Here is a 19,983-nt window from a genome sequence, read left to right as displayed (position 1 = left end):
GGACCCGTGGGAAACGTCCCGGCAAGCACAGAATCAACGCTTCCGGCTACCCTTCTGACGCTTTGCCACCCGAACGGGTCGCACCCGCCGCGGCCCCCGCCTTGACACCCCCGTCCTTGCCACCGGACGGAGCCTCGAAGGACTCGAGGGCTTCCAGGACATCCTGAACACGGGAGATCTCCGCGTTGATGTCCTCGCGCCGGCGCACCAGGATCTCCAGCTCCCGCTTGCCCTCCTCAACGGCCTTGCGGGCCTCGCGGATGGCCTCGGCCTTGATCTGCTCGGCCTCGGAGACCAGCGTGGCCTTCTTCTGCTCGGCCTCCTTCAGCAGGCCCTCCGCCTTCTTGACCGCGGCGATACGGACCTTGCCGGCCTCGGAGTTGGCCTCCGAGAGGGTCTCCTTCGCCTGCGCCCTGGCCTTCTCGAGTTGTTCCTCGGCGGCCTTGACCAGCGCGTCGCACCGCTCGCCGGCCGACTTCATCGCCTCGGCCGACTCGCGCCGCGCCCGCTCGTGCAGCTCCTCGATCTCCGTGGTGATGCGCTCGCGCAGCTCCTCCGCGCGCTCCCGGATCGCGGTGGCGTCCCGGCGCGCGCCGACGAGCAGTTCGTCCGCGTCCGACCGGGCGCGCTCCACCAGTGTGTTGCCCTCGACCGTCGCCTCGGCGACCAGGCGCTCGGCCTCATTGCGCGCGGCACCCACCATCGTGTCCGCCTGCGCCTCGGCCTCCGCCGTCGTCGTGCGCGCGGTCTGCTGGGCCTCCGTGAGCAGCTTGTCGGCCTCGGCAGTGGTCTCCGTGATGAGGGTGTCCACCTGTTCGGCCGCCTCGGAGCGCCGCTTGTTGGCGTCCTTGCGTGCCTCGTCCAGGGTGCGCTCGGCCTCCTCGCGCGCGGCCGTGGTGATCCGCTCGGCCTCCGCCTCGGCATCGGCCCGAAGTCGAGCCGACTCCGCGCGGGTGCGCTCGGCGTGCGCCTGCGCGGACCCTACCGTCTCGGCGGCGTCGGCGCGCAGCCGCTCCGCCTCCGCGGTGGCCTCCGAAAGCAGCGCGTCGGCCTTGGCCACGGACTCCGCCCGGACCCGCTCGGCCTCCGCGGCGGTCTCCGTGGCGAGCCGCTCGGCCTCCGACGTCGCCTCGGTGATCAGGGTGTCCGCCTGCGTGGCCGCGTCCGAACGGATGCGGTTCGCGTCCTCACGCGCCTCCGCCCGGGTACGGGCCGCGTCCTGCTCGGCGGCGGCGATGGTGTCCGACGCCTCGGTCCGGGCGCGCTGGGCGTGCTCGGCGGCGTCCGTGCGGATGCGCTCGGCCTCGGCGATCGCCTCCGAGACCGACCGCTCGGCCAGCGACTTGGCGGCGTCCGTCTCCTCGGCGGCCTCCCGGCGGATACGGCTCGCGTCCTCGGCCGCCCGCTCGCGCTCCGCGTAGGCGTCGGCGCGGACCCGGTCCGCCTCCTCCTGCGCCTCGGTGCGCGTACGCTCCGCCGCGTGCTCGGCGGCCGAGCGCAGTCCGGTGATCTCCTCCTGGGCCTGCTCGTGCAGCCCGGCCACGGAGTCCCGCACCTGCTGGGCGTGGACCTCCGCGGCCGACACCATCTCGGTGGCGCGCCGGTCGGCCTCCTCCACCAGGCGTACGGCCTCGGTCTGGGCCTCCTCGACCCGGGCGCGTGCCACGGCGAGCAGTTCCTCGCTCTGCTCGCGGGCCCGCTCACGCTCCTGGTCGGCCTCCTGGCGTGCGGCGCCGAGCAGTTCCTCGGCCTCGCGGCGGCGCCGGGCGGCCTCCTCCTGGGCGGCGGCGAGCGTCTCGGTGGCCTCGGTGGCCAGCCGCTCGGCGGCGGCCTGGGCCTCGGCCCGCACCCGGTCGGCGGTGTCCTGCGCCTCCGACTTCAGCCGCTCGGCCTCGGCCGCCGCCTCCGAACGCAGGCGTACGGCGATGGCCTCCCCCTCGGCGCGGGAGGCGGAGGCGTCGGCGGCGGCCTCCGTGCGCAGCCGGTCGGCCTCGGCCTCGGCCTGCGCCTGGAGCGTACGGCTGCGCTCGGCGGCCTCCGTGCGCAGCCGGTCGGCCTCCTCCACGGCCTCGCGGCGGATCCGTTCGGCCTCCGCCCGCGCGTCGGAGAGCGCCTGCTCGGCGGAGACGAGCCGCTGCTCGGCCTCGGTCTGGAGACGGGTCAGCTCCTCGGCGGCCTCCGTGCGGCGCGCCTCGACGGCCCGCTCGGTCTCCTCGCGCAGCTCGCGGGCGGCCTTCTCGGCCTGCTCCTTGATCGCGTCCGACAGCTCGACGGCCTCGGCGCGCTGGGTCTCGGCCTCCTTGCGGGTGCGCTCCAGGGTCTCCTCGGCCTGGCGGCGCAGCATCGAGGCGCGCTCGATGGCCTCGGTACGGACCTTCTCGCTGTCGGTGGTGGCGCTCTGGCGCAGCTCGTCCGCGTCGGCCTTCGCCTTGGCGAGCAGCTCCTCGGCGGTCCTGGCCCCCTCCTCGATCTGCTGGACGGCCTCGCGGCGGGCCTCGGCGCGGATCCTCTCGCCCTCGGCGACCGCGTCGGCGCGCAGCTGCTCGGCCTCGCCGCGCAGCCGCCGGGCCTCCTCCTGGAGCTCGACGGTCTTGGCCCGGTACTCCTTGGTGTCGTCCTTCGCCGCGCCCTTGAGCTGCTCGGCGATGTCGTGCGCCTCGGCGCGCAGCCGGTCCGCCTCTGCCTCGGCCTCCCGGCGGATCCGCTCGGCCTCCTCGGAGGCGGCCTTGGTGGTCGCCTTGGCGTCCTCGGACGCCTTGGTGAGGACGTCCTCGGCCGTACGGGCGGTCTTGGCGAGCTGGGAGGCGGTCTCCTCGGCGGTGATGCTGCGGGCCTTCTCGGCGGCCTCGGTGAGGATCTTCTCGGCTTCGGCGCGCGCGTCCGCGACCACCTGCTCGGCCTCGGCCTTGGTGGCCTCCGCGTCCTTGGTGGCCTCGCTGACCAGCCGGGCGACCTGTTCCTTGGCGGTGCGGGTGCGCTGCTCGTTGGTCGACTCGGCATTGGCGAGGGCCTTGGCGGCGGCCTCCTTGGCCTCGGTGGCGACCCGGTCGGCCTCGGCGCGCGCCTCGCGCAGGGCCGCCTCGGCCTCCGCCATCCGCTGCTCGGCGGCCCGGCTCAGCTCCGACGCCTGACGGCGGGCGGCGTCCGACTCGGTCGCGGTGGAGGACCGCAGCTGCTCGGCGTGGTCGGTGGCCTCCTGGGCCTGGGCAGAGGCGGCGTTGAGCAGCCGCTCGGCGTCCGCGCGGGCCCGGCGCAGGATCTGGTCGGCCTCGGCGCGGGCGGCCTCGGCGTCGCTCTGGAGCCGCTGCCGGGCCTCGGTGGTGAGCCGTTCGGCCTCGGCGCGGGCGGCGGCCAGGGACTGTTCGGCCTCGGCGCGCGACTCCTCGACCAGCCGGCGGGCCTGCGCCTCGGAGCGGGCCCGCAGCTGCTCGGCCCACGCCACGTTCTCGTTGACGTGCGACTCGACGGTCTGTCGGCGCTCGGCCAGCTCCTGGTCGAGCTGCTGGCGGCGGGCGACCGCCTCCGCGTGCAGCTCCGCCTGGAGACGGGCGACCTGCTCGGCGTGCTCCTGCAGGATGCGCTGCGTCTGCGCGCGGGCCTGGCTCAGCTCGCGCTCCGCGTCCGCCCGCAGCTGGTCCGCCTGCATCTGCGCCGTACGGAGCATCTGCTCGGCCTGATAGCCGAGGTCGGCCCCGTCGTAGGCGGGACGGGTCATGAGCGTGCGCCGCGCCTCGTGCAGCTTGGCGCGCAGCACCTCGACCTGGTAGCCGAGGTCCTCGGCGTGCTGGATCGCCTTTTCCCGCTCGGTCTTCAGCCGCTCCATCTCGGCCTCGAACCGAGAGAGGTGGTCGACGTCAGCCGCCGGCTCTCGCTCCTGGCGTTCGTAGCCCCGCACTGCGCGGTCCCATCCGTCCCCTGGTCGCAAGTCTCTCCAAACGAGCTCCGTCCATCCGCCGAACGGGGCCCCCGGGGAATGGTGTCAGATCAACGGCGGAGCATGGGCTGCTGCCCCGACGCTCGTCCCCCGCAAACCCGGACCCCGGTCTGTCGTCCCGCCGGCCACGGCGGGACGCGGTCGTCCTGGTGGAGCGACGACCGCCCCCAACCCTACCGGCCCTTATGTACGGCAGTCAGTGCTCAGGTGACTCAACAGCCGCCGATGTGACGAGTTCTGTGAGGACACCATGGCAATCCTTGGGGTGCAGGAAGGTGATCCGCGATCCCATGGAACCACGTCGTGGCTCGTCGTACAGGACGCGTACGCCCTTGTCCCGGATGGCGGTGGAGTCCTCGTCGACATCCGCCGTACCGAAGGCGATGTGGTGCACGCCCTCGCCGTTCCTGGCCAGCCACTTGGCCACGGTGGAGTCCTCGCGGACGGGTTCGAGGAGCTGGAGGTAGGAGGCGCCGCCGTCGTCCGTGTTGTTGATCTTCAGCATGGCCTCGCGCACGCCCTGCTCTTCGTTGACCTCGGTGTGGAACACCGTGAAGCCGTATGTCGAGGTGTAGAACTCGACGGTCTTCTCCAGGTCGAAACAGGCGATCCCGATGTGGTCGATTCGCGTCAGCATAGGAATCAGTGCAGCGCTCCTGACGTGGTTACGCAACGTGCGCGCGATCACACTGACAGCCCGATGACGGGGCGCAGTACCCCTCAGTACATTCGAAGTAAACCCTCGTTCACTCCTCGGCTGTGCAGGCCGGAAGGGGATCGCAGCTCATGTCTGGAACGAACAGCACGACCTCCGTCATCGTCGCGGGTGCCCGCACCCCGATGGGACGGTTGCTCGGCTCGCTGAAGTCCTTCTCCGGAGCCGACCTCGGCGGCTTCGCGATCAAGGCCGCCCTCGACCGTGCGGGGATCGGCGGCGACCAGGTGCAGTACGTGATCATGGGCCAGGTGCTCCAGGCCGGGGCGGGGCAGATCCCGGCGCGCCAGGCCGCGGTCAAGGCGGGCATCCCGATGAACGTCCCGGCCCTGACGATCAACAAGGTGTGCCTGTCCGGGCTGGACGCCATCGCGCTCGCCGACCAGCTCATCCGCGCGGGTGAGTTCGACGTGATCGTCGCGGGCGGCCAGGAGTCCATGACCAACGCCCCCCACCTGCTGCCGAAGTCCCGCGAGGGCTTCAAGTACGGCGCCGTCCAGATGCTCGACGCGATGGCCTACGACGGCCTGACCGACTCGTTCGACGGCGTCGCCATGGGTGAGTCCACCGAGCGTCACAACACCCGTCTGGGCATCGGCCGCAAGGAGCAGGACGAGATCGCCGCCCTGTCCCACCAGCGGGCCGCGGCCGCCCAGAGGAACGGCGTCTTCGAGGCCGAGATCACCCCCGTGGAGGTACCGCAGCGCAAGGGCGAGCCCGTCGTCTTCAGCAAGGACGAGGGCATCCGCGGCGACACGACGCCTGAGTCGCTGGCGAAGCTGCGCCCGGCTTTCAGCAAGGACGGCACCATCACGGCCGGCTCCTCCTCGCAGATCTCGGACGGTGCGGCGGCCGTGGTCGTGATGAGCAAGGCCAAGGCGCAGGAGCTGGGCCTGGAGTGGATCGCCGAGATCGGCGCCCACGGCAATGTGGCGGGTCCGGACAACTCCCTCCAGTCGCAGCCGTCGAACGCGATCCTGCACGCGCTGAAGAAGGAGGGCCTGGAGGTCTCGGACCTCGATCTGATCGAGATCAACGAGGCGTTCGCAGCGGTCGCCGTGCAGTCAATGAAGGACCTGGGCGTTTCCCCCGAAATGGTGAACGTTCACGGCGGTGCCATTGCCCTGGGCCACCCGATCGGCATGTCCGGCGCCCGGATCGTCCTTCACCTCGCCCTGGAGCTCAGGCGGCGCGGCGGAGGTGTCGGCGCGGCCGCGCTGTGCGGTGGCGGCGGCCAGGGTGACGCGCTGATCGTGCGGGTACCCAAGGCCTGAGCGGCCTCGCCCCGACCCCTTGACGTGACCGTCGTGAACGCGTGAACGGAGCTGTGATGCAGGACGTCTCCTCGCTGGTGGCCCAGGCCAGGGAAGGCCGGCCGCGTGCCGTGGCCCGGCTGATCTCCCTGGTGGAGGGGGCGTCCCCGCAGCTCAGGGAGGTCATGGCGGCCCTGGCCCCGCTGACCGGCAACGCCTATGTCGTGGGGCTCACGGGCTCCCCGGGCGTCGGTAAGTCCACGTCCACGTCGGCGCTCGTGACGGCGTACCGCAAGCAGGGCAGGCGGGTCGGCGTCCTGGCCGTCGACCCGTCCTCGCCCTTCTCGGGCGGCGCCCTGCTCGGCGACCGCGTGCGGATGTCGGAGCACGCGTCCGACCCCGGTGTGTACATCCGCTCCATGGCCACGCGAGGCCATCTGGGCGGACTCGCCTGGGCGGCCCCGCAGGCGATCCGGGTGCTGGACGCGGCGGGCTGCGACGTGGTCCTGGTGGAGACGGTGGGCGTCGGCCAGTCGGAGGTGGAGATCGCCTCCCAGGCGGACACCTCGGTCGTCCTGCTGGCCCCCGGGATGGGCGACGGCATCCAGGCCGCGAAGGCGGGCATCCTGGAGATCGGCGATGTGTACGTGGTCAACAAGGCCGACCGGGACGGCGCGGACGCGACCGCGCGCGAGCTGAACCACATGCTGGGGCTCGGGGAGTCGCGGGCCCCGGGCGACTGGCGCCCGCCGATCGTGAAGACGGTCGCGGCGCGCGCCGAGGGCGTCGACGAGGTCGTCGAGGCGCTGGAGAAGCACCGGGCGTGGATGGAGGAGCGGGGGGTGCTCGCGGAGCGCCGCTTGGCCCGGGCGGCGCACGAGGTCGAGACGATCGCGGTGACGGCCCTGCGGGAGCGCATCGGCGATCTGCACGGCGACCGCCGGCTGAGCGCGCTGGCCGAGCGGATCGTGGCGGGTGAACTGGATCCCTACCGGGCCGCGGACGAACTGGTGGCGGGCCTGACGACGGGCTGAGCCCGGTCCGCCGGCGCCGGCGGACCGCTCGGCGCCGCGGTACCGCGGCGCCACAGGCGACGGGGCCTGTCGGGGGTGTGTTCCGCCTCCGACAGGCCCCGTCGCGGCTGTGTCGGGGGTGTGCCGCCCCCGAGAGCGTCCTGGCTCTGCCGGAGGCGCCGGCGGTCGCGGCGCCGCCCAGGCGAAGCGTCAGGGCTTGCCTCGCTGGCCCCTCAGGTGTTCCGCGATCGGGCGCAGGGACTTGTGCAGTTGCTCGAGGTCGTCCGGGGAGAGCAGATCGATGAAGTGTCTCCGCACGGACGCCACGTGGTAGGGCGCGACCTTTCTCATCGTCTCCAGACCGTGGTCCGTCAGCACGGCGAACAGACCCCGCCGATCGGACTCGCAGTTCTCGCGGCGTACCAGGTTCGCGTTCTCCATACGAGTGATCTGGTGCGAGAGCCGGCTCTTGGACTGGAGGGTGGCGGCCGCGAGATCGCTCATCCGCATCCGCATGCCCTCCGACTCCGAGAGATTCACCAGGATCTCGTAGTCGTTCATCGTCAGGCCGAACGGTTGCAGATCCCTTTCGAGCTGGTACGTCAACAGCCTGTTGACCTCCAGGTGGGTGCGCCAGGCGCACTGCTCCGCATCGGTCAGCCAGCGCGTGGCCGTCTCGGTCTCCATGAATGAAGTCTACCTAAAAGGTTGAAAGGCGAACTAGTGAGGGTGGTGTGACAGTGCGCACGCGTTCGACGTCACACTCCGCAGACTACCGCTCACAGCCCGAAGCGACGCTGGAGGTCTCCCAGCTGTCCGGGAAGGCGCGGTGTCCCCGGCTGTCCCTGATGACCGGGTACCCCGCTGCCGCCCGGTACGCCGGGCTCGTGTGGAACCGCTCCCGTCGCCTGCTCCGCCATCAGTGTCTCGGACGACTGGAGCAGCACCGTGCCGGCCCCGACGAACTCGAACTGGTGCTCCTCCCCGGAGGCCCCGCCGAGGCCCGTCATCGCACGTAGACCGCCCCATACGCCGGTCAGGTACCCGTGGTCGTAGTGATGGCACGGAGAGGGGCAGTCGGCCCAGCCGACCAGTGCCTGGGGGTCCACCCGGATCGGAGGTTCCATGAACACCACCGGACCGTTGGACGCGGCCACGAACGTGCCGGTTCCGATGAGCGTCAGGAAACCGGGAATGATCGACTGCTTGAGCGCGAGACTTGGCTGAAAAGCGAGCAGGTTGCCCGAGCGAATGGTCAGATTGCCGTCGTCCAGGTCGTAGGAGTTCACATCGAAGGCCCGGTCGGCGAGGAGCATCTTGCCGGAGCCGTCGGCCACCACCCAGTCGCTCGCATGCAGAGGCGAATGGAAGGAAGTGCGGACGAGGCGGTCGAGACGGCCGTGCCCGACGCCGTTGAACTCGATCGAGCCGTAGTACGCGATCATCTTCCCCTTCTGCATGAACCACTGGCTCCCCTTGAGCTCCACGCAGAAGGTGTACTTGTCGACGTTGTCGTCGGCCGGCAGCGTCATCGGGTCGTACACGACGGGGCCGGCGCCCGGGTAGGTGGTCACAGCTTCTCCTCCGACGCCTGCACGTACACCGCACCGCTGCCGCTCAGCTCCAGCTGGAACGCCTCGCCGGAGCCGCGGCCCACCATGTCGCGCCAGCCGAGCGCCGTGGACAGCTTGTTGCGTACGTCACCGTGGTGCGCGACATAGGCCTGGGGGTCGACATGGACCGGGCGCTGCGGGGTGATCGGCACCTCGAAGACGCCGCCGTGCGCCATCACGGCGACCGCGCCGTGCCCGGTGAGGGTGGTCGTGAACAGGCCCTGGCCGGCGACCTGGCCGCGCACCATGCCCATGACGCCGCCCTGTGAGCCCAGGAACATGGTGCCCTGCTGGAGCGTGCCCTCGAAGGCGAGCAGCCGGTCCGCCTCGACGTAGAGCGTGTCTCCCGTGAGGTTGATCACCTGGATGTGGTGGCCGCCGTGCCCGAAGAGCACCGTGCCGCTGCCCTCGACCGTCATCAGCGGTGTCGCCTCGTTCGCGATCCGGCGGCCGATCATCGACATGACCCCGCCCTGCCCGCCCTGGATGTTCGGGGTGAAGGAGACGTCTCCCTTGTAGGCGAGCATCGCGCCCCGCTGGCTGTACAGACGCTGCCCCGGCACGACCGTCGCCTCGATCATCTTCGAGTTCACCTCGCGGAAGCCCATGTCAGAGATCCCCCGCGATCGTGTTGCGCTCACTGGGCTGGACGTAGACCAGTCCGTCCCCCTCGAAGCGGATCTGGAAGGCCTCGCCGCCGCCCTCGCCGAGGAATGTGCGGAACGTCACGCCCGACTGGAACGACTGCCGCAGGTTCCCCTGGTGGGCCACATACGCCCCCGGGTCGACGGTCAGCGGGTACTGCGCGCTCACCCGCAGCACCACCGCCGGGCCGTCCGACATGATCGCCGCCTGGCCGTGGCCCTCGACGGTCGTGGTGAACAGCCCGTTGCCCTGGGAGGCGCCGCGCAGGCCCGTGAAGGTGGTGCCCGTGCGCAGGCCGGCGTCCGTCGCGAGGAGATTGCTCGACTCGACGTACAACCTGTCCCCGCGGAGGTGCACGAGGTTGATCTCGGACGCGCGGTCAGCGAACCAGCACGTCCCCTGTCCCTTCACCTCCATCACCGTCATCTGCTCGCCGGTGAGTCTTCGGGTCACCATCCCCCGGATCCCCTCGCCGCCGCCGGTGAGTTTCTTGAAGGCCATCTGCCCGTCGTACGCGACCATGGAGCCGTTCTTCGCCTTCACGGCGTCTCCGGTCATGTCGACGGCCAGCACCTTGCTGCCTTGGAGTCGGAACATCGCCACGAGGTGAAGGTAGCCGCCGGGCGGGTGGAGCGCACAGAGCCCGAAGGTGGATCGCGACCCTGACCGGCCCCTGAGGGGCGTCGATGATCCGCCGCCGACACCCCGCCCCCCGTCCTCGGCCCCCCACGTCCCGGATGCCACAATAGGGATGCTTGTGCATGCGTTCACAAAGCGACTGCGTCTCAGTGAAACTCCCACCGAAGGTGACCCGTGGACATAAAGACCGCCACCGCCCTCCGCCGGCTCCGCCTGGTCTCGGCCCCCGAGGCCGTCTCCTTCCTGCTGCTGCTCGTCTGCTCGGTACTGAAGCGCACCACGGACTTCAACGCGGTGCCCGTCATGGGCTCGCTCCACGGTGTGCTCTTCATCCTGTACGTGATCTTCTGGGCCGACGCCTGGAACCGCGCCAAGTGGTCCGTAGGGACGGCCGCCCTCTACTTCGTCCTGTCCGTGCTGCCGACGGGCGGCTTCTTCGCCGAGCGCAGGCTGCGCCGTGAGGCCGAGGACGCGGTCATCGCGGCCCGCGCCCGCAAGGAAGGGATCGTGAACGCATGATCGTCGCCTTCTCGGTGACGCCCCTGGGTGTCGGGGAGGACGTGGGGGAGTACGTCGCCGACGCCGTGCGGGTGGTGCGGGAGTCCGGTCTGCCGAACCGCACCGACGCGATGTTCACATCGGTCGAGGGCGACTGGGACGAGGTCATGGACGTCGTGAAGCGCGCCGTGGCGGCGGTCGAGGGGCGCGCCCCGCGGGTCTCCCTCGTACTGAAGGCGGACATCCGCCCGGGCGTGACGGACGGCCTCACCTCGAAGGTGGAGACCGTGGAGCGGCACCTGTCCACCGGGTGACCCACCCTCCGGCAACGGGCATCCCGGCTGAGGACCCGGCCGTGGACCCGGCGGAAAGCCCCGGCCCCGGCGGCCGGGGCTTTCCCGTTGCCGCGGTTTGAGCGACCGCTCAAATGCCTGTACTGTCAGGACAGTTGAATTGAGCAGTCGCTCAAATAGGGCCGTTGGCATGGGGGATCGGCAATGGGGCTCTACGTGGAGGCGCACATACGGGGTGACCTCGACGAGCTGTGGACGCGCACCCAGGACCCCGCGCAGCACCGGCGCTGGGACCTCCGATTCGCCGAGATCGACTATCTGCCGGGCGCTGAGGGCGAACCGCGCCGCTTCCGGTACGCCACGCGGATCCTGCCGTTCCTGACGGTCTGCGGGACCGGGGTGGCGGCCGGGGAGAAGACGCGCCCGGACGGGACGCGCACCTCCGTGCTGCGCTTCCTGGCACCGCACCCGCTGTCGCTGATCGCCGAGGGCGGCGGCTACTGGCGCTATGTGCCCGACGGGGACGGCGTCCGCTTCCTCACCGGGTGCGACTACCGGCCGCGCTGGGGCGCCTTCGGCCGCCTCGCCGACCGGCTCCTCCTGAGGCCCCTCATGGGCTGGGCGACGGCCTGGTCCTTCGACCGCCTCCGCCTCTGGGTGGAGCGAGGAGTGACACCGGAGCGCGCGCTCGCGAACTGGTGTGCGGAACTGGCCGTCCGGGGCCTGGTCCTCACGGCCGCCTGCACCGGCCTCGGGCAGGGCTCCTGCCTACGGCTGTTCGGCCCGCTGGCGGCGGCGATGGCGTATCTGTGCCCGCTGCTGCTGACCCTCGCCATCTCCCTGGCGCTGCTCAAGGCACCCCTCGCCGGCACCCCGGCGGCCCGCCGCTGTCTGCGCACCCCGCCCACACGGGTGCGTGCACCACGTCTGCTCGCCGCCCTGGAGCGGCCGTCGTGACCTCGGTCCTCCGCACGGTGCCGGGCGACGGCGGAGGCCGCGACGTCCCCTGCACGATCGAGAATGTTCCCTGCACCGACCCCTTCGGCCGTGAGACGGTGTCGTCCGTGCGCACCTTCCCACTCCCCGGCACAGTCCAACTCCCGGCGGGCAAGCCGCACTTGCTCCGGATACGGGTGCGGGCGGCGCACCCATGCTTAGGGCTACGGCCGCGGCCCGTGCGGGAGGGGGCGCGGGCATGAGCGAGGCGACCAAGGTGAAGCTGTTGGAGGGGGCGCTGCGGACGCTCACCGAGCAGGGGATCGCCAAGACGTCGGCGCGCACGATCGCGGCGACGGCGGGGGTCAACCAGGCGCTGGTCTTCTATCACTTCGGCTCGGTGGACGAGCTGCTGGCGGCGGCGTGCCGGTACGGCACGGAACAGCGGGTGGCGCGGTACCGGGAGCGGCTGGAGGGCATCGGCTCGCTCGGTGAACTCCTGGCCTTCGGGCGGGAGATGCACGAGGAGGAGAAGGCGGCGGGGCATGTGGCCGTGCTGGGCCAGCTGCTGGCCGGCGCTCAGACCCATCCCCGGCTCGCGCCGGCCACGGCGGCAGGGCTCGACCTGTGGATAGCGGAGATCGAGCGGGTGCTCGTGCGGGTGCTGGCTGCGACACCGGCGGGGGAGTTCGCGGACCCGGCCGGGCTGGCCCGCGCGGTGTCCGCGTCCTTCGTCGGCATCGAGCTGTACGAAGGGGTGGACGCCGCGGGGGCGCGCGCCGCGCTGGCCGCCCTGGACCAGCTGGCCGCGCTGGTGGCGGCGCTCGACGGTCTCGGCCCGGTGGCACAGCGGGCGGTACGGCACGCGCTGCGCCGGGCCCCCCACGCGTAGGGCGCGGCCACCGGTCGAAGGTCGCGGTGCGCATTCCGGTCGTAGGGCGCGGATGCCGGGCGCAGGGTGCGCATCCCGGTCGTATGCGCGTGTGGCGGTCCGGTGGGGCGGGTGGTCCCGGGCGCGGGGTGCGCATTCCGGTCGTAGGGCGCGGATGTCGGGCGCAGGGTGCGCATTCCGGTCGTAGGCACGTGTCGCGGTCCGGTGGGGCGCGTGTTCCCGGGCGCAGGGCCGCACCCGCCGGGCGTAAGGCCGTTCGGGAGACCGCCGCGGGCCGCGGCAGCCCCCGGTGCTCACCGCTGCCGTTCCAGGTACTCCTTGAAGTGCTCCAGATCGCCGCGGACCAGCCGCTCGATGGCGTTCGCCTGGGCGAACCCCTTCGGCCCGCCGAAGGCCTCCCTGACCGGAGCGGGGTCGTACTCCACCCGCGCCTGGACACGGGTGTGGTCCTGGTCGATCGGCTGCAACGAGAACGACCCCGCCAGCCGGGGATCGCCCGTGGTGCGCCACTCCATCACGCGCCGGTCGCCGTGATCGGAGACCTCCGCCTCGAACGACCGGGAGCGGCCGCCCGCCTCGACGTCCAGATGTGCCCGGCCGCCCGCCTCCGCACGGGCGTCGCGCACCCCGTCCATGAAGCGCGGATACTCCTCCGCGTGGTGCAGGCTGTCCCAGGCCGTGTCGATCGGGACCGCGATGTCGACGTGTTCCTCGAGGGTGCTCATGGCTCACCTCCACGTTCGCCCCGCGTACGGGGCCCTCTGTCTCCAGTGTGCGCCCCGGGCCCCGGGGCGACCGAAGGGCGAGACAGGGCTGACCACCATGTGACCGGCGGGTAAGGTCGATGCCGTGCCGAAGCCGCTCAGCCTGTCCTTCGATCCCATCGCCCGCGCCGACGAACACTGGAAGCAGCGGTGGGGCAACGTGCCGTCGATGGCCGCGATCACCTCGATCATGCGAGCCCAGCAGATCCTGCTCGCCGAGCTGGACGCGGTCGTGAAGCCGTACGGGCTGACCTTCGCGCGGTATGAGGCGCTGGTGCTGCTCACCTTCTCCAAGGCGGGTGAGCTGCCGATGTCCAAGATCGGCGAGCGGCTCATGGTCCACCCCACCTCCGTCACCAACACCGTCGACCGCCTGGTGCGGTCCGGCCTGGTCGCCAAGCGGCCCAACCCCAACGACGGGCGCGGCACCCTCGCCTCCATCACCGACAAGGGGCGGGAGGTCTGCGACGCCGCCACCCGTGATCTGATGGCGGTGGAGTTCGGGCTCGGCACGTACGACGCCGAGGAGTGCGCCGAGATCTTCGCGATGCTGCGACCGCTGCGCATCGCCGCGGGGGACTTCACCGAGTAGCGGGCGGCGGCCGCCGGACCCCGGGGGCACTCGAAGATCGCCCGATACGTGCCGTTACGCTCGTAGCCATGAAAAAGAGCGTGCTGACCCGCTACCGCGTGATGGCCTACGTCACCGGTGTGCTGCTGGTCCTGCTGACCCTCGGTGTGATCGCCAAGTACGTGCTCGACGTGAACGGTGCCGCGGACTTCACCCGTGTCGTCGGCATCGCCCACGGCTGGCTGTACGTCATCTACCTGGTCTTCGCGTTCGACCTGGGCTCCAAGGCCAAGTGGCCGGTCGGCAAGCAGCTGTGGGTGCTGCTGGCGGGGACCATCCCCACCGCCGCCTTCTTCGTGGAGCGCAAGGTCACGCACGAGCTGGAGGCGCGGGTCGCGGAGGGCGCCCCCGCGGTCGCCAAGGCGTAACGGACACCGCCGTACGGATGCCGTACGGCGGTCAGCCATCGACATTTACTTGGACGTCCTAGTAAATTCGAGGGTATGGACGCTGACGCCATCGAGGAGGGCCGCCGACGCTGGCAGGCCCGCTATGACGCCTCACGCACGCGCGAGGCCGACTTCACCACGCTCTCCGGCGACCCCGTGGAGCCGGTGTACGGGCCGCGGCCCCACGACACATACGAGGGCTTCGAGCGGATCGGCTGGCCCGGCGAGTACCCCTTCACTCGCGGGCTGTACCCGACCGGTTACCGAGGGCGGACCTGGACCATCCGGCAGTTCGCCGGGTTCGGCAACGCCGAGCAGACGAACGAGCGCTACAAGATGATCCTGGACGCCGGCGGCGGCGGCCTGAGCGTCGCCTTCGACATGCCCACCCTGATGGGCCGCGACTCCGACGACCCACGCTCCCGCGGCGAGGTCGGGCACTGCGGGGTCGCGATCGACTCGGCCGCGGACATGGAGGTCCTGTTCAGGAACATCCCGCTGGGCGACGTCACGACCTCGATGACGATCAGCGGTCCGGCCGTCCCCGTCTTCTGCATGTACCTGGTGGCCGCCGAGCGCCAGGGCGTCGACCCGGCCGTGCTGAACGGCACGCTGCAGACCGACATCTTCAAGGAGTACATCGCCCAGAAGGAGTGGCTCTTCCAGCCGGAGCCGCACCTGCGCCTGATCGGCGACCTGATGGAGTACTGCGCGGCCGGCATCCCCGCCTACAAGCCGCTGTCCGTCTCGGGCTACCACATCCGCGAGGCGGGCGCGACGGCCGCGCAGGAGCTGGCCTACACGCTGGCGGACGGCTTCGGCTATGTGGAGCTGGGCCTCAGCCGCGGCCTCGACGTCGATGTCTTCGCCCCCGGCCTGTCCTTCTTCTTCGACGCGCATGTCGACTTCTTCGAGGAGATCGCCAAGTTCCGGGCAGCGCGCCGCATCTGGGCACGCTGGATGCGGGACGTGTACGGGGCGAAGACCGCCAAGGCGCAGTGGCTGCGCTTCCACACCCAGACGGCAGGCGTCTCGCTGACCGCACAGCAGCCTTACAACAACGTCGTCCGTACGGCGGTGGAGGCGCTGGCGGCGGTCCTGGGCGGGACCAACTCGCTGCACACCAACGCGCTGGACGAGACGCTGGCGCTGCCGAGCGAGCAGGCCGCGGAGATCGCGCTGCGGACCCAGCAGGTGCTCATGGAGGAGACCGGCGTCGCCAATGTCGCCGACCCGCTCGGCGGTGCCTGGTACGTCGAGCAGCTGACGGACCGGATCGAGGCGGACGCGGAGAAGATCTTCGACCAGATCAAGGAGCGGGGGCTGCGGGCCCATCCCGACGGGCGGCACCCCGTCGGGCCGATGACCTCCGGGATCCTGCGGGGCATCGAGGACGGCTGGTTCACGGGCGAGATCGCCGAGTCCGCGTTCCGGTACCAGCAGTCCCTGGAGAAGGGCGACAAGAAAGTGGTGGGCGTCAACGTCCACACCGGGTCGGTCACCGGGGACCTGGAGATCCTGCGGGTCAGTCACGAGGTGGAGCGCGAGCAGGTGCGGGTGCTGCGCGAGCGGAAGGCCGGGCGGGACGAGGCGGCGGTGCGCGCGGCCCTCGACACCATGCTCACGGCCGCGCGCGACGGCTCCAACATGATCGGGCCGATGCTGGACGCCGTACGCGCGGAGGCGACCCTCGGCGAGATCTGCGGGGCCCTGCGGGACGAGTGGGGGGTGTACACGGAGCCGGCCGGCTTCTGACGAAATTCACCAACGCGCTGTGCGGCGGCCCGAGGGCCGGTGGACAGCGCGTTTCCATGTGTGTGATGCGCATCTCATGGTGACACAGTGTGCGCGGCGCGAAAGTTTCCGCGATCGAGCGGTAAAGGCGACGTCGCATAGGAACTACACAGGAGCGGCTGCCTTCCTCACGCTGCGCCGTCTTCCCCACCGTTGTGGCCATCGGTTACCGCGTCACCTGACCAGAGGAAGATCCTGTCCGAAGGCGCCGCATTCCCCACCAAGTGCTGCTCAGCACCGTTGTCGACTGGGCATGGGGCGTGATCGCGCACTATGCGGTCGCAACGCCCAGGAAGCGCAGCACCGCTAGGACGCGGCGGTGGTCGGCGTCGGCCTTGGGCAGGTCGAGCTTGGTGAAGATGCTGTTGATGTGCTTGGCGACCGCGCTCTCGCTCACGACCAGCTCGGCGGCGATGCCGGAGTTGGACCGGCCGCCCGCCATCAGCTCCAGCACCTCCCGCTCGCGCGGGGTCAGCCGGTCGAGCGGATCGCTGTGCCGGCGCACCAGCAGCTGCGCGACGACCTGCGGGTCGAGCGCGGTGCCGCCGGCCGCCACCCGGCGTACCGCCTCGGCGAACTCCTCCACGTCGGCGACCCGTTGCTTGAGCAGATAGCCGACGCCCGAGGTGTTGGCGGCGAGCAGATCGGCGGCGTACCGCTCCTCCACGTACTGCGACAGCAGGAGCACGGCCGTACGCGGGTACTGGCGGCGGATCACCAGCGCGGCGCGCACTCCCTCGTCGGTGAAGCCGGGCGGCATGCGCACGTCGACCACGGCGATGTCGGGCCGGTGCTCCTCGACGGCTGCCAGCAGCCCTTCCGCGTCGGCGACTTGCGCGCACATCTCGAAGCCGGCCGCCTCCAGCACCTTGACCACGCCGATGCGCAGCAAGAGGGAATCCTCGGCGATCACGGCGCGCACGGCAGCTCCACGGTGATGACGGTCGGGCCCCCGGCGGGGCTGCGGCAGGAGAACGTGCCGTCGACGGACGCGACGCGCTTGGCGAGCCCGGCGAGCCCGGTGCCACCGCCGGCCGCCGCGAGATCCGCGCCACCCGCGCCGTCGTCCGCGACGACCACCAGCAGTGTCTCCCCGATCCGCTCCACGGTCACATCCGCCCGGGTCGCCTGGGCGTGTTTGACCACGTTCGTCAGGGCTTCGGAGACCACGAAGTACGCGACGGCCTCGACCGTGGGTGAGGGGCGCTGCGGCAGGTCCACCGCCACGCGCACCGGTATCGGGAGGCGGGCGGCGACCCCGGACAGCGCGGCGTCGAGGCCGCGGTCCTCAAGGACGGCCGGATGCAGGCCGCGCACCAGGTTGTTCAGCTCGGCGATCGCCTCCTTCGCCTCGCGGTGCGCCTCGTCGATCACCTTGCGGGCGTCCTCCGGAAGGTCGCCGAGGGTGGACCTGGCCAGGCCCAGGTTGACGGCGAGTGAGACGAGGCGCTGCTGTGCGCCGTCGTGCAGGTCGCGCTCGATCCGCCGCCGCTCGGCGTCGGCGGCGTCGAGCACGCCGGCCCGGCTCTCGGCGAGGTCGGCTACCCGGCGGGCCAGCTTCTCCGTGCGGCTGGGGCCGAGCAGGACCTCGGCCGCCCGGGTGTCCAGCCGCACCAGAGCGCCGGTCAGCCGGGGCCCGAGGAACAGCAGGGCGAGGCCGCCGGCGGTGATGTACACGGCCTGCGTGGTGTACCCGAGGTCGGTGACCCGCCACTGCGGGGGCAGCGCCCAGATCCACACGTAGAGGGAGGCGGCCACGAGAGCGGCGGCCCAGACGGCGAGGACGGCGAGGTCCAGGACGGTGAGCAGCGGACCCGCCACGGCGTGGTAGCAGACCTGCCGCCACAAGGCCCGCGTGGTCAGCCGACGTACCGCCGACTTCCAGTTGCGTCCGGGCCCGGCTGCGGCGGGGCGCGGGAGGTCCTTGCCGACGAGCGCCCGGTAGCGCCGCCGCTGCCCGGCGGTCAGCAGGGGTGACACCACGAGCGTGACCAGCACGGGCAGCGGAGTCAGGGCCCACACCCTGGCCGCCATCGTGCCGGCCAGCCAGAGCCACAGTGGCACCACGGCGAGGTGGAGCGGCAGGCCGGCGGCGACGAGCGCGGTCCGGTGTCCCGCCCTGCGGAACGGCCGGCCCGGTACCAGCTGCAGCCACGTCGTGAGTTGCATGCGTCAAACGGTAAAGCCGCAGGCCATCCCCGTGCCATGACGCTCCCGCCCGGTTCGGGGGTGCACTTTTCCCCACCCCGGGCCGGAACCCTGCGTGACTGACGGCGCCCTGGTGTGCGGCGGAGGGTGGAGCACGTGAAGGGGAGAGCCGACGGGGAGCGGGGGAAGACGATGCGTCAACTGGTGCTGTGCGACGACGAATTGTCCGGTGCCGAAGGCTTCGACCGCGCCGAGGTCATCCCGCTCCACGAGGAGGCGGAGGAGCCGCGCCCGGCGCGGGGCATGCGGCGGGCCGGATGGCTGCTGGTCGCCTGCGGGCTCGCCCTGCTGCCGTGGCTGTACGTGCTGGCCACCGGCCTGCCGGCCACCACGACCGCGGCGCACTGGCCGGTCGCCTGGGTCGGGCTCGACGCGCTGGAGGCGCTCGGCCTGATCGCCACCGGCCTCCTCGCCGCCCGCGGCGACCGGCGGCACGCCCTGGCAGCCGCCGCGACCGCGACGCTGCTTGTGGTGGACGCCTGGTTCGACACCACGACCGCGGCCCCGGGCGGCGACTTCGCCACCGCGGTCGCCATGGCGCTCGGCGCCGAGCTGCCGCTCGCCGCGCTGTGCGGCCGGCTGGCGCTGCGGGCGCTGAGCCGGCACGCGTGACGCCGACCGCCCGACTACGTACCACGGACCGAATCGATTCACCGGAGAACACCATGCACCGCATCACCACCGCCCCCGTCGCCCCGATCCCGGCCCGGAACCGCTGGGCGGTCGCCGCCGGCGTCGGCGCCGCGTTGGCCGCCGCCTGGTGGCTGGGCGACACGGCGCCCTATCCGTACGCCCAACGAGGCCTGCTCGACGTGCCGTTGCCGTTCCTGACCGCCGACCGGATGGACACCGTACTGCGTCCGCGGCCGGGGGAGCGGATCCTGGAGATCGGCCCGGGGACGGGCCTGCAGTCGCTGCACGTCGCCCCGCAGCTCGGGCCGGAGGGACGGCTCGATGTGCTCGACATCCAGCAGGAGATGCTCGACCACGTGATGTGCCGCGCCGAGCGCGACGGCCTGGCGACGATCAGGCCCACCCGCTCGGACGCACGTGAACTGCCCTACGCCGACGGGACATTCGACGCCGTATACGCCGTGACCGCGCTCGGCGAGATCCCCGAGCCGGATCGGGTACTGCGCGAGGCGGCACGGGTGCTGGCACCAGGCGGGCGGCTGGTGATCGGCGAGTTCTTCGACCGGCACTGGATCCCCTTCGGCCGGCTGCACCGACTCGCCGACGCCGCCGGCCTCCACCTGACCGAGCGCCGCGGCCCAAGCCCGGCATACCTCGCCCGCTTCCGACCCTGCAGAGCCGACGCGCCAGGCCACCAGAGCGAGCGCCTCGCCCACAGCGACCGGGACACCAACGACGGGGAAGCGTGAGCACCGCACGCAGGGACCGCGATCACCGAGCTGAACAACCTGGCGCGCGGTAGGCCGCTCCAGGAGGCGAGGGGGCTCCGCCCCAACCGCGGCCGGCCACGAAAACCGCGGCGCCCCCGCACGGTGAGAGGCAAGTCCTGCGGCTTCTGCTGCGTGATTCCGGTCTCCGATCGTGCTGGGTCCTCTTCGGCAGCAAGCCAGGGCGGCGGCGATAAGGCGGGTGCGTCCGGCGGCCCCGCGGAGTTCTGCGAGCGGGCCTGTGGTGGTGCAGTGCCGACTGGCCCATTCCGCGCGGTTTTCGGCGGTGCTACCCAGCCACAGGTGAGCGGGGCTGGACGACGGGAGCCGCAGCGGGCGCGTGGGCGTTCCGCGACGCCGCCGCAA

At 71.7% G+C, this 19,983-nt stretch carries 20 protein-coding genes and 1 pseudogene; 12 read left to right on the top strand and 9 right to left on the bottom strand.

Annotated elements, in window-relative coordinates:
- Positions 1 to 46 precede the first annotated feature (46 nt).
- Entirely contained in the window at positions 47 to 3,895 is a 3,849-nt protein-coding gene (gene scy, locus ACIP94_RS15610) for a polarized growth protein Scy (RefSeq protein WP_402425072.1), read from the bottom strand.
- Positions 3,896 to 4,130: 235 nt separating this feature from the next.
- Entirely contained in the window at positions 4,131 to 4,571 is a 441-nt protein-coding gene (gene mce / locus ACIP94_RS15605) for a methylmalonyl-CoA epimerase (RefSeq protein WP_402425069.1), read from the bottom strand.
- Positions 4,572 to 4,720: 149 nt separating this feature from the next.
- Here mce and ACIP94_RS15600 point away from each other — a divergent pair, with 149 nt between their 5' ends.
- Both ACIP94_RS15600 and meaB read left to right on the top strand, forming a co-directional pair.
- Positions 4,721 to 5,923: an acetyl-CoA C-acetyltransferase gene (locus ACIP94_RS15600; protein ID WP_402425066.1), complete on the top strand. Its 1,203-nt coding sequence runs from the start codon at positions 4,721 to 4,723 to the stop codon at positions 5,921 to 5,923.
- A gap of 56 nt (positions 5,924 to 5,979) precedes the next feature.
- Positions 5,980 to 6,936: a methylmalonyl Co-A mutase-associated GTPase MeaB gene (gene meaB / locus ACIP94_RS15595; RefSeq protein ID WP_402425699.1), complete on the top strand. Its 957-nt coding sequence runs from the start codon at positions 5,980 to 5,982 to the stop codon at positions 6,934 to 6,936.
- A gap of 189 nt (positions 6,937 to 7,125) precedes the next feature.
- Here the strand turns inward: meaB and ACIP94_RS15590 are convergent, their stop codons facing one another.
- The 4 genes from ACIP94_RS15590 to ACIP94_RS15575 form a co-directional block, all read right to left on the bottom strand.
- Positions 7,126 to 7,602 (bottom strand): MarR family winged helix-turn-helix transcriptional regulator, encoded by a 477-nt coding sequence (locus tag ACIP94_RS15590; protein WP_402425063.1) that lies wholly within the window; start codon positions 7,600 to 7,602, stop codon positions 7,126 to 7,128.
- 92 nt (positions 7,603 to 7,694) lie between these two features.
- Positions 7,695 to 8,447 carry an AIM24 family protein gene (locus tag ACIP94_RS15585; RefSeq protein ID WP_402425697.1) on the bottom strand — a complete coding sequence of 251 codons (753 nt, stop codon included), beginning with the start codon at positions 8,445 to 8,447 and terminating at the stop codon, positions 7,695 to 7,697.
- A 38-nt stretch (positions 8,448 to 8,485) separates the two neighbouring features.
- On the bottom strand, positions 8,486 to 9,136 hold the full coding sequence (locus ACIP94_RS15580) for an AIM24 family protein (protein ID WP_402425060.1): 651 nt from the start codon (positions 9,134 to 9,136) through the stop codon (positions 8,486 to 8,488).
- Position 9,137: 1 nt separating this feature from the next.
- Entirely contained in the window at positions 9,138 to 9,770 is a 633-nt protein-coding gene (locus ACIP94_RS15575) for an AIM24 family protein (RefSeq protein WP_402425695.1), read from the bottom strand.
- A 216-nt stretch (positions 9,771 to 9,986) separates the two neighbouring features.
- On the opposite strand from ACIP94_RS15575, the gene ACIP94_RS15570 reads away from it, so the two are divergent.
- From ACIP94_RS15570 to ACIP94_RS15550, 5 genes and pseudogenes are all read left to right on the top strand, one after another.
- Entirely contained in the window at positions 9,987 to 10,331 is a 345-nt protein-coding gene (locus ACIP94_RS15570; protein WP_402425057.1) for a DUF3817 domain-containing protein, read from the top strand.
- A complete protein-coding gene (locus ACIP94_RS15565; protein WP_402425054.1) occupies positions 10,328 to 10,624 on the top strand; it encodes an MTH1187 family thiamine-binding protein in 297 nt (98 codons plus the stop codon). The genes ACIP94_RS15570 and ACIP94_RS15565 overlap by 4 nt, the downstream gene beginning before the upstream one ends.
- Positions 10,625 to 10,807: 183 nt before the next feature.
- Complete coding sequence (locus ACIP94_RS15560; RefSeq protein ID WP_402425051.1) at positions 10,808 to 11,560, top strand: hypothetical protein; 753 nt, start codon at positions 10,808 to 10,810, stop codon at positions 11,558 to 11,560.
- A 35-nt stretch (positions 11,561 to 11,595) separates the two neighbouring features.
- Positions 11,596 to 11,691: pseudogene (locus ACIP94_RS15555) on the top strand (DUF4166 domain-containing protein); the annotation flags it as partial.
- 107 nt (positions 11,692 to 11,798) lie between these two features.
- The gene (locus tag ACIP94_RS15550; RefSeq protein WP_402425048.1) at positions 11,799 to 12,431 is read left to right on the top strand and encodes a TetR/AcrR family transcriptional regulator; all 633 of its coding nucleotides are present in this window, start codon (positions 11,799 to 11,801) and stop codon (positions 12,429 to 12,431) included.
- Positions 12,432 to 12,724: 293 nt separating this feature from the next.
- Here ACIP94_RS15550 and ACIP94_RS15545 read toward each other — a convergent pair whose 3' ends face one another.
- Positions 12,725 to 13,156: an SRPBCC family protein gene (locus ACIP94_RS15545; protein WP_402425045.1), complete on the bottom strand. Its 432-nt coding sequence runs from the start codon at positions 13,154 to 13,156 to the stop codon at positions 12,725 to 12,727.
- A 124-nt stretch (positions 13,157 to 13,280) separates the two neighbouring features.
- Between ACIP94_RS15545 and ACIP94_RS15540 the strand changes: the two genes are divergently transcribed.
- The 3 genes from ACIP94_RS15540 (at position 13,281) to ACIP94_RS15530 (ending at position 15,970) form a co-directional block, all read left to right on the top strand.
- Positions 13,281 to 13,787, top strand: coding sequence for a MarR family winged helix-turn-helix transcriptional regulator (locus ACIP94_RS15540; protein ID WP_402425043.1), 507 nt, complete (start codon positions 13,281 to 13,283; stop codon positions 13,785 to 13,787).
- 68 nt (positions 13,788 to 13,855) lie between these two features.
- On the top strand, positions 13,856 to 14,194 hold the full coding sequence (locus ACIP94_RS15535) for a DUF3817 domain-containing protein (RefSeq protein ID WP_402425040.1): 339 nt from the start codon (positions 13,856 to 13,858) through the stop codon (positions 14,192 to 14,194).
- 75 nt (positions 14,195 to 14,269) lie between these two features.
- Entirely contained in the window at positions 14,270 to 15,970 is a 1,701-nt protein-coding gene (locus tag ACIP94_RS15530) for a methylmalonyl-CoA mutase (RefSeq protein WP_402425037.1), read from the top strand.
- 310 nt (positions 15,971 to 16,280) lie between these two features.
- Here the strand turns inward: ACIP94_RS15530 and ACIP94_RS15525 are convergent, their stop codons facing one another.
- Both ACIP94_RS15525 and ACIP94_RS15520 read right to left on the bottom strand, forming a co-directional pair.
- Positions 16,281 to 16,931 carry a response regulator transcription factor gene (locus ACIP94_RS15525; RefSeq protein ID WP_089100675.1) on the bottom strand — a complete coding sequence of 217 codons (651 nt, stop codon included), beginning with the start codon at positions 16,929 to 16,931 and terminating at the stop codon, positions 16,281 to 16,283.
- Positions 16,919 to 18,178, bottom strand: a complete 1,260-nt coding sequence (locus ACIP94_RS15520; RefSeq protein WP_402425034.1) for a histidine kinase — start codon at positions 18,176 to 18,178, stop codon at positions 16,919 to 16,921. Before ACIP94_RS15520 ends, ACIP94_RS15525 begins: the two co-directional genes overlap by 13 nt.
- A gap of 135 nt (positions 18,179 to 18,313) precedes the next feature.
- Between ACIP94_RS15520 and ACIP94_RS15515 the strand changes: the two genes are divergently transcribed.
- Both ACIP94_RS15515 and ACIP94_RS15510 read left to right on the top strand, forming a co-directional pair.
- The gene (locus tag ACIP94_RS15515; protein ID WP_402425031.1) at positions 18,314 to 18,829 is read left to right on the top strand and encodes a hypothetical protein; all 516 of its coding nucleotides are present in this window, start codon (positions 18,314 to 18,316) and stop codon (positions 18,827 to 18,829) included.
- Between the two features lie 53 nt (positions 18,830 to 18,882).
- Positions 18,883 to 19,599: a class I SAM-dependent methyltransferase gene (locus ACIP94_RS15510; protein ID WP_402425028.1), complete on the top strand. Its 717-nt coding sequence runs from the start codon at positions 18,883 to 18,885 to the stop codon at positions 19,597 to 19,599.
- Positions 19,600 to 19,983 lie beyond the last annotated feature (384 nt).

Origin of the sequence: Streptomyces sp. NPDC093261, assembly GCF_044753645.1 — a bacterium.
GTDB lineage: Bacteria > Actinomycetota > Actinomycetes > Streptomycetales > Streptomycetaceae > Streptomyces.
Note: the sequence above shows the minus strand (reverse complement) of the source record. Positions and strands in the feature narration are given on the sequence as shown.